The organism is Burkholderia sp. BCC1977, assembly GCF_905339595.1.
Lineage (GTDB): Bacteria > Pseudomonadota > Gammaproteobacteria > Burkholderiales > Burkholderiaceae > Burkholderia.
Genome location: NZ_CAJPGQ010000009.1, coordinates 140,832 through 154,670, shown reverse-complemented (window position 1 = coordinate 154,670; position 13,839 = coordinate 140,832). Strand labels below are relative to the sequence as shown.

At 67.1% G+C, this 13,839-nt stretch carries 14 protein-coding genes; 10 read left to right on the top strand and 4 right to left on the bottom strand.

The window, feature by feature from the left end:
• Positions 1–915 (bottom strand): nodulation factor ABC transporter ATP-binding protein NodI, encoded by a 915-nt coding sequence (nodI, locus tag U5771_RS10710; RefSeq protein WP_322023932.1) that lies wholly within the window; start codon positions 913–915, stop codon positions 1–3.
• A 323-nt stretch (positions 916–1,238) separates the two neighbouring features.
• Here nodI and U5771_RS10705 point away from each other — a divergent pair, with 323 nt between their 5' ends.
• Positions 1,239–1,736 (top strand): universal stress protein, encoded by a 498-nt coding sequence (locus U5771_RS10705; RefSeq protein ID WP_322023931.1) that lies wholly within the window; start codon positions 1,239–1,241, stop codon positions 1,734–1,736.
• 92 nt (positions 1,737–1,828) lie between these two features.
• On the opposite strand, the gene U5771_RS10700 is transcribed toward U5771_RS10705, so the two are convergent.
• The 3 genes from U5771_RS10700 to lexA are packed head-to-tail and all read right to left on the bottom strand — an operon-like array spanning position 1,829 to position 3,572.
• Positions 1,829–2,530 (bottom strand): DUF2939 domain-containing protein, encoded by a 702-nt coding sequence (locus U5771_RS10700; protein ID WP_322023973.1) that lies wholly within the window; start codon positions 2,528–2,530, stop codon positions 1,829–1,831.
• Between the two features lie 29 nt (positions 2,531–2,559).
• Positions 2,560–2,898 (bottom strand): hypothetical protein, encoded by a 339-nt coding sequence (locus tag U5771_RS10695; RefSeq protein WP_040144136.1) that lies wholly within the window; start codon positions 2,896–2,898, stop codon positions 2,560–2,562.
• A 26-nt stretch (positions 2,899–2,924) separates the two neighbouring features.
• Positions 2,925–3,572 (bottom strand): transcriptional repressor LexA, encoded by a 648-nt coding sequence (lexA, locus tag U5771_RS10690; RefSeq protein ID WP_006754655.1) that lies wholly within the window; start codon positions 3,570–3,572, stop codon positions 2,925–2,927.
• Positions 3,573–3,836: 264 nt separating this feature from the next.
• Here lexA and U5771_RS10685 point away from each other — a divergent pair, with 264 nt between their 5' ends.
• The 9 genes from U5771_RS10685 (at position 3,837) to U5771_RS10645 (ending at position 13,831) form a co-directional block, all read left to right on the top strand.
• A complete protein-coding gene (locus tag U5771_RS10685) occupies positions 3,837–4,874 on the top strand; it encodes a sulfate ABC transporter substrate-binding protein (RefSeq protein ID WP_322023930.1) in 1,038 nt (345 codons plus the stop codon).
• Between the two features lie 143 nt (positions 4,875–5,017).
• Positions 5,018–5,914, top strand: a complete 897-nt coding sequence (gene cysT / locus U5771_RS10680; protein WP_322023929.1) for a sulfate ABC transporter permease subunit CysT — start codon at positions 5,018–5,020, stop codon at positions 5,912–5,914.
• Positions 5,911–6,858, top strand: coding sequence for a sulfate ABC transporter permease subunit CysW (gene cysW, locus U5771_RS10675; RefSeq protein WP_322023928.1), 948 nt, complete (start codon positions 5,911–5,913; stop codon positions 6,856–6,858). Before cysT ends, cysW begins: the two co-directional genes overlap by 4 nt.
• 13 nt (positions 6,859–6,871) lie before the next feature.
• Positions 6,872–7,930 carry a sulfate ABC transporter ATP-binding protein gene (locus U5771_RS10670; RefSeq protein ID WP_322023927.1) on the top strand — a complete coding sequence of 353 codons (1,059 nt, stop codon included), beginning with the start codon at positions 6,872–6,874 and terminating at the stop codon, positions 7,928–7,930.
• 80 nt (positions 7,931–8,010) lie between these two features.
• Entirely contained in the window at positions 8,011–8,937 is a 927-nt protein-coding gene (locus tag U5771_RS10665) for a CysB family HTH-type transcriptional regulator (RefSeq protein ID WP_322023926.1), read from the top strand.
• Positions 8,938–9,422: 485 nt separating this feature from the next.
• Positions 9,423–9,809, top strand: coding sequence for a DUF805 domain-containing protein (locus U5771_RS10660; protein WP_322023925.1), 387 nt, complete (start codon positions 9,423–9,425; stop codon positions 9,807–9,809).
• 302 nt (positions 9,810–10,111) lie between these two features.
• Positions 10,112–11,062: a sugar ABC transporter substrate-binding protein gene (locus tag U5771_RS10655; protein ID WP_322023924.1), complete on the top strand. Its 951-nt coding sequence runs from the start codon at positions 10,112–10,114 to the stop codon at positions 11,060–11,062.
• Positions 11,063–11,201: 139 nt separating this feature from the next.
• The gene (locus tag U5771_RS10650; protein WP_322023923.1) at positions 11,202–12,815 is read left to right on the top strand and encodes a sugar ABC transporter ATP-binding protein; all 1,614 of its coding nucleotides are present in this window, start codon (positions 11,202–11,204) and stop codon (positions 12,813–12,815) included.
• Positions 12,812–13,831 (top strand): ABC transporter permease, encoded by a 1,020-nt coding sequence (locus tag U5771_RS10645; RefSeq protein ID WP_321808165.1) that lies wholly within the window; start codon positions 12,812–12,814, stop codon positions 13,829–13,831. Before U5771_RS10650 ends, U5771_RS10645 begins: the two co-directional genes overlap by 4 nt.
• Positions 13,832–13,839 lie beyond the last annotated feature (8 nt).

The window sequence follows — 13,839 nt, the reverse complement described above, 5'->3', positions numbered from 1 at the left end:
TCAGTCCTGCATTTCGCGGCCCGTGAGCCGCAGGAACACGTCTTCCAGATTGGCCGGCCGATGCAGATAGCGCAATCCCGTGCGACCCTTGAGTCGCGCACTGAGCGGCTCGGGATCGGTCACGTAGCAGAACAGCGTCTCGCCGCTGATCTCGGTGCGCTTCGCGAACGGCGCCAGCTCGTCGCGCAGCGCGACCGGGTCGGGCCCGTAGATCTCGATCACGTCGCAGCCGATCTCCGATTCGATCAGCGCGTGCGGCGCGCCTTCGGCGATCTTGCGGCCTTCCTCGATCACGCACAGCCGGTCGCACAGGCGCTCGGCTTCCTCCATGAAATGCGTGGTGATCAGGATCGTCTTGCCGCGCGCGAGCAGCGAACGCAACCGCTCCCACATCAGGTGCCGTGCCTGCGGATCGAGGCCCGTCGTCGGCTCGTCGAGCACCAGCACGTCGGGATCGTTGACGAGCGCGCGTGCAAGCGTCAGACGGCGCTTCATGCCGCCCGACAGCTCGCCGACCTTCGCATCGGCCTTGTTTTCCAGCTTCGCGAATTCGAGCAGCGGTTGGACGAGTGCGCGTGAAGCCTGCGCCGACATCCCGAAATAGCGGCTGAACACGAGCAGGTTTTCGCGGACCGTGAAGTCGGGGTCGAGGTTGTCGAACTGCGGGACGACGCCGACGCGCTGGCGCGCATGCCGCGCGCGCGACGGAACCGGTTCGCCGCACAGTGAAATGGTGCCGGCATCGGGATACGCGAGGCCGAGCAGCATCTTCAGGGTCGTGGTCTTGCCGGCGCCGTTCGGCCCGAGCAGGCCATAGCATTCGCCGGCCTGCACGTGGAAGGACAGGTCGTTGACGACGAGCTTGTCGCCATAGCGCTTTTCGACGTTCCGGAAATCGATCGGTGCAACGGACATGGGCAGGTTGTCGTTGTAAGCGGGCGCGGACGCGTTTCGCGGCCGGCCGGACGGGCACGCATGCGAACGGATCGGGCGAATGCGTGTCACATGGGCATGACCGAGGCGAACGCACGTCGGCGGCACGAACGGGCCATTCTAGTGCATCGGCTGCGTCTCTTCAGGGCATGCCCGCGCGGCACGGTGCATGCGCGCACGGATCGTGCACCGCATCATCGCCGACGCGCCTCGCGTGGCGAATCAGCGTTTTCCATCCCTTGCGTCCGGAATTGCGGCGCACCATGATGAGTGCATAGGGTACGTAGTCGCGACAGGGAGGTTTCATGGCTAGCTACAACAAGATTCTGCTGTGCTACGACGGCACGCTCGAAGGACGCAAGGCACTGCGGTGCGGCGCCAATCTCGCGCTGGACCTGAAGGCGGAAACGCATTTGTTGTCGGTCGTCGACATGCGCTCGAGCATCGCGCAAAGCGCAGGGTTGCTGACCGACGTCGCGTGCGGCCGCTTCGAGGAAACCGCGCGCGAGATCCTGCAGGAAGGCGTGAACTGGCTGCGCGAGCGCGGCGTTCAGGCGGAAGGCCATTTCGCCTTCGGCTATCCGATCGACGAAATCGCGAATCTCGCGACGGAATTGAAGGCCGACCTCGTCGTCGTCGGCCATCGGTGCCGCAGCGGGTTGTCGAGATGGTGGATGGGGTCGGGCAACACGCAACTGCTCGATCGCGTGAACTGCAGCATTCTGGTCGCGTGTTCGTCGGCGGAAGAGCAAAAAGCCGAGATCGCGCGCGAACGAGAGGCGGCCACCTCGAGTGGAAAGTGAAGCAGTGATCGTGTGACCGGGCGGGTCGTCCAGCGATCCGCGCCGGTTGCTCGCCATGCCGTGTCAGCGGCATCGACCCCGATCGCGACCGCTCACGCGTGCAGGTTGATCGCGGACAGCTTCCACGAAAACAGGCCGAAGCGGTGGAAGATCGCCGCATAGCGTGTGCCGTCGGCACTGCGCTGGTAAGTCACGACAAATTCATCGATATTCCGGTAGCTGGCGCTCGTTTGCTGCGGATGGCCCGCGGCGGCGCCCGGGCTGGCCGGCGCGGGTGCCGGCGCAGAGGCAGCCGAGGCCGAGGCGGTGGCATTGCTGCCCGGTACGGGGGCGCTTGCCGGATTGGCCGGCGGCGCGGCCGGTGCATTGCCCGGCGCACCACCGGACGGCTGGCCCGACCAGTCGGGTGGCCGCTCGCCCGGATTGCCGCGCGGGGGAATGCCGCTCATCAGCGCCGCTACCCCTTCCGGTGTCGCATAGGCATCGACGAGCGGGCCGATCAAGGCAGATCCGATCAGCGCGCCAATCACCGCGAACGGATTGTCCTTCTTCACCGCGTCGATCCGGCGCATCAACTCTTCCGTGACCTGCTGCTTCAGACTGATGCGCAGCGACGGAAAATCGACATATTCACTGACTGATTGCGCATCGCGCGCATCGATCGCCGATTTCAGGCGACCGAGCGCGACATACGGCGATGCGTACGCGTAGCCGATCGCCACCAGGACGGCGACGGCCAGCCCGACGATCAGCAGGGGCTTGAGCCGCCACGCGCGGCCCGACGATCCAGTCACGATGCCTCCGGTGCGGACAGGTTCCGCAATCAGAGACCGCCGTGCGTGGCCGATCGTTCCTCGGCGATGCAGCGATCGATCATCCGGCACACGGCATCGATCGTCCCGACCATGATCAGGCGCGAGCGGCCGTGATAGACGCGCACGGGCGCACGGCGTGCCGGTTCAGCGTGATTCAGGCCGGCGTTCAGCGAGACCCGCGCGAATGCGGGAAGCGCTGACGGCAGCAGCGACGCCTGCCGTTCAACTGCGACTTCTTGGCTCACCACGGGCGCCGCGGCGGACAGCGGCGCGCAGGGCGTGCGGCCGCGCAGGTGACGCAGGCGACCGAATTGACGGAAAGGCAGCAGACGGGAAAGGCGTTCCATGATGTTCTCCTCAGCGAGACCGATTGTCAGAGTTCGCCCGAGCGGATCAGCCCGACGGCGATGCCTTCCAGCGCGAATTCCGCGCTGCCGGCCTTGACGAAGATGTTTTCGTAATCCGGGTTCTCCGCGATCAGCTCGAGGCCGCCGGGCCGGCGCATCAGGCGCTTGACCGTGACGTCGTCGCCGAGACGCGCGACGATGATCTGGCCGTCCTTCGCTTCCGTGCGCTTCTGCACGGCGAGAAGATCGCCGTCGAGAATGCCGGCGTCGCGCATCGACAGGCCGCGCACTTTCAGCAGGTAGTCGGGCTTGCTGGTGAACAGCGCGGGATCGCATGCGTAATGCTGCGAGATGTGCTCCTGCGCGAGGATCGGGCTACCGGCCGCCACGCGGCCGACGAGCGGCAGCGACAGCTGCATCAGGCCGGCGTGCGGCAGCGTGAACTGGTGTGGCGCGTCGTCGATGCCGAGCAGGCGGATGCCGCGCGACGCGCCGGCGGCCAGCTCGATCACACCCTTGCGCGCCAGCGCACGGAGGTGTTCCTCGGCCGCATTCGGCGAGCTGAAACCCAGCTCGGCCGCGATCTCGGCGCGTGTGGGCGGGAATCCGGAGCGCTCGATCGCGCGGCGGATCAAGTCGAACACTTGCTGCTGACGGGCGGTGAGTTTGGTCATGGCTGAACTGTATGGATAGACAGTGAGCTGTATTTTTATACAGTACTTCGCGAATTTCAAGTGTTACTTGAGGTTCGACGCGATCGCGCCGGTTCCGGCGCGATTTCGCGACGTCCGGACGCCGGTTCGTCTGCCGCAACCGTCCGTCCCGTCTGCGTTAGCACTTTTGAGTATTAAAAAATGAAGAACGATTATTTTTAATCATGTAACCCGTTCGTTAGACTGGCCCGACATCGCAATACCGACAACACTGGAGAACCAAGGATGGCGAAGCGCAATACGGGGCTGGTGGGCGGAGTGGGCCGCCTGATCGCAACACTCGCGCTGGGCGCGGCGGCGGCGCTGGGCGTCGCGACGCATGCCCAGGCCGATACGACGTTCCTGAACGTGTCCTACGACCCGACGCGCGAGCTGTACCAGGACTTCAACCAGGCGTTCGGCAAGGCGTGGAAGGCGAAGACGGGCGAGACGGTCAACTTCAAGCAGTCGCACGGCGGCTCGGGCGCGCAGGCGCGCTCGGTGCTCGACGGCCTGCAGGCCGACGTGGTGACGCTCGCGCTCGCCTACGACATCGACGCGCTGGCCAACAAGGGGCTCGTCGACAAGGACTGGCAGAAGCGTCTGCCGGACAACGCATCGCCGTACACGTCGACGATCGTGTTCCTGGTGCGCAAGGGCAACCCGAAAGGGATCAAGGACTGGGATGACCTGACCAGGCCGGGCATCTCGATCGTCACGCCGAACCCGAAGACGTCGGGCGGTGCGCGCTGGAACTATCTGGCCGCATGGGCGTACGCCGTCCACAAGCCGGGCGGCAACGAGCAGACCGCGAAGGAATTCGTGACGAAGCTCTACAAGAATGCGGGCGTGCTCGACTCGGGCGCGCGCGGGGCGACGACGAGCTTCGTGCAGCGCGGGATCGGCGACGTGCTGATCGCGTGGGAGAACGAGGCGTTCCTGTCGATCAAGGAATTCGGCACCGACAAGTTCGAGATCGTCGTGCCGTCGGTGAGCATCCTGGCCGAGCCGCCCGTTGCCGTGGTCGACAAGGTGGTCGACAAGAAGGGCACGCGCAAGCTGGCCGAGGCCTACCTGAATTTCCTGTACAGCCCGCAGGGCCAGGAGATCGCGGCGCGCAACTACTACCGTCCGCGTTCGAAGAACGTGCCGGCGGACCTGACGAAGCAGTTCCCGAAGCTGAAGCTGTACACGGTCGACGACACGTTCGGCGGCTGGACGAATGCGCAGAAGACGCATTTCGCCGATGGCGGCGTGTTCGACTCGATCTACAAGCCGCAGTAACCGCAGTAACGCCAGGCAGCAAACCATAACGACAGCGGCGCGCCACGACAGCGCGCCGCATCCCCGACGGCCCGCCGGCGCGACTCTCCGCGCCGGCGTTTGCGTCGGGCCCGTGAGCAGCAACGACCCAGCAAGAGCATCCGATGACGACGTACACCTTTCGCAAGCCGAGCGCGCTGCCCGGTTTCGGCGTGACGCTCGGCATCACGGTGGCCTATTTGAGCCTCGTGGTGCTGATCCCGCTCGCCGCCACGTTCCTGAAGACCGCGACGCTGTCGTGGGACCAGTTCGTCACCGCCGTCGCGTCGCCGCGCGTCCTCGCGTCGTACCGGCTGACGTTCTCCGCCGCGCTCGGCGGCGCAGTGATCAATGCGGTATTCGGCTTTCTCGTCGCGTGGGTGCTGGTGCGCTACACGTTCCCGTTCAAGCGCCTCGTCGACGCGATCGTCGACCTGCCGTTCGCGCTGCCGACGTCGGTCGCCGGCATCTCGCTTGCCGCCGTGTATGCGACCAACGGCTGGGTCGGCCAGTATCTCGCGCCGTTCGGCATCAAGATCGCGTTCACGCCGGTCGGCGTGCTGGTGGCGCTGACCTTCATCGGGCTGCCGTTCGTCGTGCGCACCGTGCAGCCGGTGCTCGAGGATTTCGAGCGCGAGCAGGAAGAGGCCGCCGCGTGCCTCGGCGCGACGCGCTGGCTGACGTTCCGCCGCGTCGTGCTGCCGGCCGTGCTGCCCGCGCTGCTCACCGGCTTTGCGCTCGCGTTCGCGCGCGCGCTCGGCGAGTACGGGTCGGTGATCTTCATCGCCGGCAACGTCCCGATGAAATCCGAGATCACGTCGCTGCTGATCATCACCAAGCTCGAGCAGTACGACTATGCGGGTGCGACCGCGCTGGCGGTGGTGATGCTGGTCGTGTCGTTCCTGATGCTGCTCCTGATCAACACGCTGCAGTGGTATCTGCAGCGCCGCACGAGCAAGGGCGCGAGCGGCCCCGCGCCCGCGACCGTCACCGTTGCCGCCGCCGCAGGAGGCCAGCAATGAGCCAGGAGTCCGGTGCCGTGCTGAACAATCCGTCCGCCGCGCGCGTGCGCGCCGCGAAGCAGCTCGATCCCGTCAGCGAGCCGCGCGCCGTGCGCTGGCTGCTGATCGGCGTCGCGCTGGCGTTCCTCGCGTTCTTCCTCGTCGTGCCGCTCGCCGCGGTGTTCTTCGAGGCGCTGCGCAAGGGCGTCGGCTTCTATCTCGAATCGCTCGCCGATCCCGATGCATGGTCGGCGATCAAGCTGACGCTGACCGTCGCCGTGATCGCGGTGCCGCTGAACCTCGTGTTCGGCGTGTGCGCGTCGTGGGCGATCGCGAAGTTCGAATTCCGCGGCAAGGCGTTGCTGACCACGCTGATCGACCTGCCGTTCTCCGTGTCGCCGGTGATCTCGGGCCTCGTCTACGTGCTGCTGTTCGGCGCGCAGGGCTGGCTCGGGCCGTGGCTGCAGGACCACGACGTGCAGATCATCTTCGCGGTGCCGGGCATCGTGCTCGCGACGATCTTCGTCACGTTCCCGTTCGTCGCGCGCGAGCTGATTCCGCTGATGCAGGCGCAGGGCACCGACGAGGAAGAGGCCGCGCGCGTGCTCGGTGCATCGGGCTGGCAGATCTTCCGGCGCGTGACGCTGCCGAACGTGAAGTGGGGCCTGCTGTACGGCGTGATCCTGTGCAACGCGCGCGCGATGGGCGAGTTCGGTGCGGTGTCGGTCGTGTCCGGCCACATCCGCGGCGTGACCGACACGATGCCGCTGCATGTCGAGATCCTGTACAACGAATACAACTTCGCGGCGGCGTTCGCGGTGGCATCGGTGCTGGCGCTGCTCGCGCTCGTCACGCTCGCGCTGAAGCTGCTCGCCGAGCGTCACCTCGCCGCCGAACTGGCCGGCGCACGCGATGACGTTCCCGCTCATGCCGGCCCCGTCGCCGCCATTTCGTCGAAATCGTAAAGAGGCAACCAGAATGGGTATCACCGTCCGTCACCTTCAGAAGCGCTTCGGCGATTTCACCGCCCTCGACAACGTGTCGCTCGACTTCCCGCCGGGCGAGCTCGTCGCGCTGCTCGGGCCGTCCGGTTGCGGCAAGACCACGCTGCTGCGCGTGATCGCGGGCCTCGAGCACGCGGACGCCGGCCAGGTCGTGCTGCAGGGGCTCGACGTCGCGTCGGTCGGCGCGCGCGATCGACAGGTCGGCTTCGTGTTCCAGCATTACGCGCTGTTCCGTCACATGACCGTGTTCGAGAACGTCGCGTTCGGGCTGCGCGTGAAGCCGCGCCGCGAGCGGCCGTCGGAAGCCGTGATCCGCGACAAGGTGCACGAGCTGCTGAAGCTCGTGCAGCTCGACTGGCTCGCGCAGCGCTATCCGTCCGAGCTGTCGGGCGGCCAGCGCCAGCGGATCGCGCTGGCCCGTGCGCTCGCGGTCGAGCCGAAGGTGCTGCTGCTCGACGAGCCGTTCGGCGCGCTCGACGCGAAGGTGCGCAAGGAGCTGCGCGGCTGGCTGCGGCGCCTGCACGACGACCTGCACATCTCGACGATCTTCGTCACGCACGACCAGGAGGAGGCGCTGGAAGTGGCCGACCGGATCGTCGTGCTGAACCGCGGTCACGTGGAGCAGGTCGGCAGTCCGCAGGACGTCTACGATCATCCGCAAAGCGCGTTCGTCTACGAGTTCCTCGGCGCGGCGAACCGGCTGCCGGGCACGGTTGCCGGGCGCGGCTTCGTCGCCGAGGGGGCGGCCGCGCCGATCGCGGTCGACGCCGATTTCGCGGGGCCCGCGAACGCGTACGTTCGGCCGCACGACCTGCAGCTGTGGCCGGCCGACGACGGCCATCGCGACGGCATCGCGGTCGACGTGCGCCGCGTGATCCCGCTCGGCGGCTCGGTGCGGGTCGAGCTCGAAGCGCGCACCGGCGGCGCGCTCGAAGCGGAACTCGATCGCGACGCGTGGCGTGCGCTCGCGCTGCAGGTCGGCGACGGCGCGACGGCCGTGCCGCGCGCGGTCCGCGTATTTCCCGCACACTGACGCCCGAACCCGGTAAAGAGAAGAGAGCGGATACCGCTCCGGATCGACATTCGAACAACGACAGCCTAAGAGGCATACCCATGAATTTTCAGCAATTGCGTTTCGTGCGCGAAGCCGTGCGCCAGAACATGAACCTGACGGAAGTCGCGAACGTGCTGTACACGTCGCAGTCGGGCGTGTCGAAGCAGATCAAGGACCTCGAGGACGAACTGGGCGTCGACATCTTCATCCGGCGCGGCAAGCGGCTCACGGGGCTCACGGAGCCCGGCAAGGCCGTGCACCAGCTGATCGAGCGGATGCTGCTCGACGCGGAAAACCTGCGCCGCGTCGCGCGCCAGTTCGCGGACCAGGACAGCGGCCATCTCGTCGTCGCGACGACGCACACGCAGGCGCGCTACGCGCTGCCGAAGGTGATTCGCCAGTTCACCGACGTGTTCCCGAAGGTGCATCTCGCGCTGCGCCAGGGCAGCCCGCAGCAGATCGCGCAGATGATCCTGAACGGCGAAGCCGATCTCGGCATCTCGACCGAGGCGCTCGATCGCTATCCGGACATCGTCACGTTCCCGTGCTATTCGTGGCACCACACGGTCGTCGTGCCGCAGGGGCATCCGCTCGTCGGCCGCGAGAACCTGACGCTCGACGAAATCGCCGAGTACCCGATCATCACGTACGATCAGGACTTCACGGGCCGCTCGCACATCGACCAGGCGTTCGCGCAGGCCGGCGCCGTGCCCGACGTCGTGCTGACCGCGATCGACGCGGACGTGATCAAGACCTACGTCGAGCTCGGCATGGGGATCGGCGTCGTCGCGGCGATGGCCTTCGATCCGCAGCGCGACACGGGGCTCGTCGCACTCGACACGCAGCACCTGTTCGAGGCGAGCACGACGCGCGTCGGGTTGCGCAAGGGCGCGTTCCTGCGCGCGTATGCGTACCGGCTGATCGAGATGTTCGCGCCGCACCTGAACGAAGCGGAAATCGCCGGGATGCTGCGCGAAGCGGTCTGACGGCGGGGCGATGTTCCGGCGGGTGCGGCATGCCCGTGCCGGACGGGCGGCATGGGGCCGCCATGACGCCGGTGTCGGATCCGTCGTGTCATGGCGCACCGCCGCGTCGAACCTTCGATCGAAGTCGGCGCCGAGTCGCCGACAATCCGGGTTGCCGCGAGCGGCGACCGTCGCGTGTTCGCCGATCAACGGAAAAACAAGACGGCGTCGGCGAACGGCTCGGTTCGACCATGTCGAACCCGCCATTTATATGATTTAATGCGCCGGAGCGGCGGTCGGCAAACCGCGTCGGCGCTGCCGCGTGGCCGGTGTCACGCGCCGCTCGGGCCTTGGGCGGCGAGCGCATCGCATCGCGCCGGATGCAATCCGGCAAGGCGGAAAACCCAAAACGAATTCGACGACCCAGCCGGATTCGACAAAAGCCGATCACGTCATCGTCACGCTCACGACGCGCCCCCGCGTCGCGCACGACCAAGAGGCGAACAATGAATCTGAAATGGTTTCTCTTTTCGTTCGAAGGCCGGATCGGCCGTCTGCCGTGGTGGATTTACGCGGTGGCCTGCGCCGTGCTCAGCGCGATCTTCGACGCGGGTTCGCGCGGTTCGTCGCAGGAGGATCTGCCGCTGCTGGTGATGCTCGTGCTGTTCGCGATTGCGGTCTTGTCGGTGTGGTCGTCGATCGCGGTCGGCGTGAAGCGCCTGCACGACATCGACAAGTCGGGATGGTGGATGCTGCTGATCGTCGTGCCGATCGTCGGCGCGATCGCGCTGTTCGTGATGAACGGCTTCATCGCCGGCACGCCGCACGCGAACCGCTTCGGCGAGCCGCCGTCGGACGGTCGTGACGAGGCGGCGCCGCAGGACCCGGTGTAACGCGCCGCAATCGGCACGTGCAACCGCGCGCTCCGAATAAACCCTTAAATATTGATCAGACGGGTTGCGCGTCGCACCGAAACGGTACAGCATAGCTTTCGCTTCGCCGGCGTCCCGCCGGCGGTGGCGCGTCGACGACAGCACGCGCCAGGCAGCCGGCCGTCTGCCTCGCTTCCATTCCGTGGTACCGACAAGCAGCATCGATGGCCGATGTCCAAGTAGCGTAGCGCAAACGTTTGCTCACATTAAAACAACAGCCAAACAACAATCCGGCCCGTCGGGCCAGTCGCCAGGAGATGTGTATGAATGTCCTCTTTCGCCGTCGTTTCCTGACCGCCGCGCTTGCCGCCGTCGCGGTTGCAGCCGCACCGGCCGTCCATGCGCAATCCACGGCCAAGCCGAAGGTCGCGCTCGTGATGAAGTCGCTCGCCAACGAGTTCTTCCTGACGATGGAAAACGGCGCGAAGGAATACCAGAAGCACAACGCCGGCCAGTTCGACCTGATCACGAACGGCATCAAGGACGAGACCGACACCGCGAACCAGATCCGCATCGTCGAGCAGATGATCGTGTCGAAGGTCGATGCGATCGTGCTCGCGCCGGCTGATTCGAAGGCGCTCGTGCCGGTCGTGAAGAAGGCGGTCGACGCGGGCATTACCGTCGTGAACATCGACAACCGGCTCGACCCGGACGTGCTGAAGTCGAAGAACCTGAACGTGCCGTTCGTCGGCCCCGACAACCGCAAGGGCGCGCGCAAGATCGGCGACTACCTCGCGAAGCGGCTGAAGGCGGGCGACCAGGTCGGCATCCTCGAAGGCGTGTCGACGACGACCAATGCGCAGCAGCGCACGGCCGGCTTCGAGGATGCGATGAAGGCGGGCGGGATGAAGGTCGTGTCGGTGCAGTCGGGCGAATGGGAGATCGACAAGGGCAATGCGGTCGCGTCCGCGATGCTGAACGAATACCCGAACCTGCGGGCGCTGCTGTGCGGCAACGACAACATGGCGATCGGCGCCGTGTCGGCCGTGCGGGCGGCGGGCAAGCAGGGCAAGGTGTTCGTGGTCGGCTACGACAACATCAACGCGATCAAGCCGATGCTGAAGGACGGCCGCGTGCTCGCGACCGCCGACCAGTACGCGGCGAAGCAGGCCGTGTTCGGCATCGACACGGCGCTCAAGGCGATCGCCGAGCATCGCAAGCAGGCCGACATGTCCGGCGTGGTCGAGACGCCGGTGGATCTCGTGACGAAGTAACGCCGCCCCGTCACGGCCGCGGCCCTCAAGAATCCGGGCCGGCGGCCGTTATACGGAGTGAGCGCGATCACGGCCACTGCATGCACTTGTGAGCGTCATACCCGCGCGCTGCGTGCGCGCGGCCGCAACCAGGATCGCGATGGAACCGACCTTCCAACCCTCCCGTTCAGCCGTTCCCGTGCTGTCCGTCTCCGGCGTGGGCAAGACCTACGCCGAACCCGTGCTCGCCGACGTCACGCTGGCGCTCGCGCCGGGTGAAGCGCTCGCGCTGACGGGCGAGAACGGCGCAGGAAAAAGCACGCTGTCGAAGATCATCGGCGGGCTCGTCGATCCGACGACCGGCTCGATGCAGCTCGGCGGCCGGGCCTATGCGCCGGCGAGCCGCACGCAGGCCGAGGCGCTCGGCGTGCGCATGGTGATGCAGGAGCTGAACCTGCTGCCGACGCTGACGGTCGCCGAAAACCTGTTCCTGAACCGTCTGCCGCGGCGTTTCGGCATCATCGATCGCGCGCGGCTGCGCGACGATGCGCGGGCCGCGATGGCGCAGGTCGGGCTCGACGCGGTCGATCCCGATACGCCGGTCGGCGCGCTCGGCATCGGCCACCAGCAGATGGTCGAGATCGCGCGCAACCTGATCGGCGACTGCCGCGTGCTGATCCTCGACGAGCCGACCGCGATGCTGACCGCGCGCGAGGTCGAATTGCTGTTCGAGCAGATCGACCGGCTGAAGGCGCGCGGCGTGGCGATCGTCTACATCTCGCACCGGCTCGAGGAACTCGCGCGCGTCGCCGAGCGCGTCGCGGTGCTGCGCGACGGCCGGCTCGTGCACGTCGGCGACATGGCCGCGACGACGTCCGACCGGCTCGTCACGCTGATGGTCGGGCGCGAGGTCGGCGAGCACATCGATCTCGGCGCGCGCCATCTCGGCGCGCCGCGACTCGTCGTGTCGGGCATGACGCGCGGCACGGCCGTGCAGGACGTGTCGCTCGAAGTGCGCTCGGGCGAAATCTTCGGCATCTCGGGGCTGATCGGTGCAGGGCGCACCGAACTGCTGCGATTGATCTACGGCGCGGATACGCCGGACGCCGGGATGATCGCGGTCGGCGATCCGCTGAAGCCGGCGCACATCGGCTCGCCCGTCGACGCGGTCAAGCACGGCATCGCGCTGATCACCGAGGACCGCAAGGGCGAAGGACTGCTGCTGTCGCAGTCGGTCACGTCGAACGTGTCGCTCGGCCAGCTCGACCGTCTCGCGCGCGGCGGCATCGTCGACACGACGCGCGAGACGGCGCTCGCCGAGCAGCAGATCGACGCGTTACGGATTCGCACGCACGGCGCCGCGCAGGCGGTCGGCGAGCTGTCGGGCGGCAACCAGCAGAAGGTCGTGATCGGCCGCTGGCTCGCACGCGACATGGGCGTGCTGCTGTTCGACGAGCCGACCCGCGGGATCGACGTGGGCGCCAAGTTCGAGATCTACACGCTGATGGGCGCGCTCGCGCGCGAAGGCCGTGCGCTGGTGGTCGTATCGAGCGACCTGCGCGAGTTGATGCTGATCTGCGACCGGATCGGCGTGATGTCGGCCGGCCGCATGACCGCCGTGTTCGAACGCGGCAACTGGACCCAGGATGCGCTGCTGGCCGCGGCGTTTGCCGGCTTCGGCCGCGAAGCGCTGCCGGAAGGCGCGCGGCATCCGGATGCGGAAAGCGCGCCGCGCGCGGCTTCCGGCACTTCGACGACAGGACGACAGCCATGACCCAGCCTCCCGTTTCCCCGAGCGACGCAGGCGCGCAGCAGGACGTGACCGGGCGCCGCGCGCGCACGCTGTCCGGCACGCGGCTCGGCGTCTCGAACTATCTCGGTCTCGCCGGCGCACTCGCCGCGATGATCGCGCTGTTCTCGACGCTGAGCTCGCATTTCCTGACTTACGATACGTTCAGTACGATCGCGAACCAGATCCCCGATCTCGTCGTGATGTCGGTCGGGATGACCTTCGTGCTGATCATCGCCGGCATCGACCTGTCGGTCGGCTCGGTGCTCGCGCTGGCCGCGTCGATGGTCAGCGTGGCCGCGCTGAAATGGCAGTGGGGGCCGCTGCCGGCCGCGCTGATCGGGATCGCGGTCGCGACCGTGACCGGCTCGCTGACGGGCGCGATCACGGTCGGCTGGCGGATTCCGTCGTTCATCGTGTCGCTCGGCGTGCTCGAGGCCGCGCGCGGCGTCGCGTACCAGCTGACGAATTCGCGCACGGCCTACATCGGCGACGCGTTCGATTTCCTGTCGAACCCGATCGCGCTCGGCATCTCGCCGGCGTTCCTGATCGCGGTCGCGGTGATGATCGCGGCGCAGTTCGTGCTCACGCGCACCGTGTTCGGGCGCTATCTTGTCGGCATCGGCACGAACGAAGAGGCCGTACGGCTTGCCGGGGTTAACCCGCGGCCGTATAAAATCCTCGTATTCGCATTGATGGGCGCGCTCGCCGGGCTCGCGTCGCTGTTCCAGATCTCGCGGCTCGAGGCCGCCGACCCGAACGCGGGCGTGGGCCTCGAACTGCAGGTGATCGCAGCCGTCGTGATCGGCGGCACGAGCCTGATGGGCGGGCGCGGCTCGGTGATCAGCACGTTTTTCGGCGTGTTGATCATCTCCGTGCTGGCCGCGGGGCTGGCGCAGATCGGCGCGAACGAGCCGACCAAACGGATCATCACCGGGGCGGTGATCGTGGTGGCGGTCGTGCTCGACACGTATCGCAGCCGGCGCGCGCGCGCCCGGTAGAACTACAC

Coding starts and splice junctions, on each gene's coding strand:
- U5771_RS10685 (WP_322023930.1), top strand. CDS start 3,837: ATGGCGAAGCGCAATACGGGGCTGGTGGGCGGAGTGGGCCGCCTGATC.
- U5771_RS10650 (WP_322023923.1), top strand. CDS start 11,202: ATGGAACCGACCTTCCAACCCTCCCGTTCAGCCGTTCCCGTGCTGTCC.
- U5771_RS10655 (WP_322023924.1), top strand. CDS start 10,112: ATGAATGTCCTCTTTCGCCGTCGTTTCCTGACCGCCGCGCTTGCCGCC.
- U5771_RS10705 (WP_322023931.1), top strand. CDS start 1,239: ATGGCTAGCTACAACAAGATTCTGCTGTGCTACGACGGCACGCTCGAA.
- lexA (WP_006754655.1), bottom strand. CDS start 3,572: ATGACCAAACTCACCGCCCGTCAGCAGCAAGTGTTCGACTTGATCCGC.
- U5771_RS10695 (WP_040144136.1), bottom strand. CDS start 2,898: ATGGAACGCCTTTCCCGTCTGCTGCCTTTCCGTCAATTCGGTCGCCTG.
- U5771_RS10670 (WP_322023927.1), top strand. CDS start 6,872: ATGGGTATCACCGTCCGTCACCTTCAGAAGCGCTTCGGCGATTTCACC.
- cysW (WP_322023928.1), top strand. CDS start 5,911: ATGAGCCAGGAGTCCGGTGCCGTGCTGAACAATCCGTCCGCCGCGCGC.
- U5771_RS10645 (WP_321808165.1), top strand. CDS start 12,812: ATGACCCAGCCTCCCGTTTCCCCGAGCGACGCAGGCGCGCAGCAGGAC.
- nodI (WP_322023932.1), bottom strand. CDS start 915: ATGTCCGTTGCACCGATCGATTTCCGGAACGTCGAAAAGCGCTATGGC.
- cysT (WP_322023929.1), top strand. CDS start 5,018: ATGACGACGTACACCTTTCGCAAGCCGAGCGCGCTGCCCGGTTTCGGC.
- U5771_RS10660 (WP_322023925.1), top strand. CDS start 9,423: ATGAATCTGAAATGGTTTCTCTTTTCGTTCGAAGGCCGGATCGGCCGT.
- U5771_RS10665 (WP_322023926.1), top strand. CDS start 8,011: ATGAATTTTCAGCAATTGCGTTTCGTGCGCGAAGCCGTGCGCCAGAAC.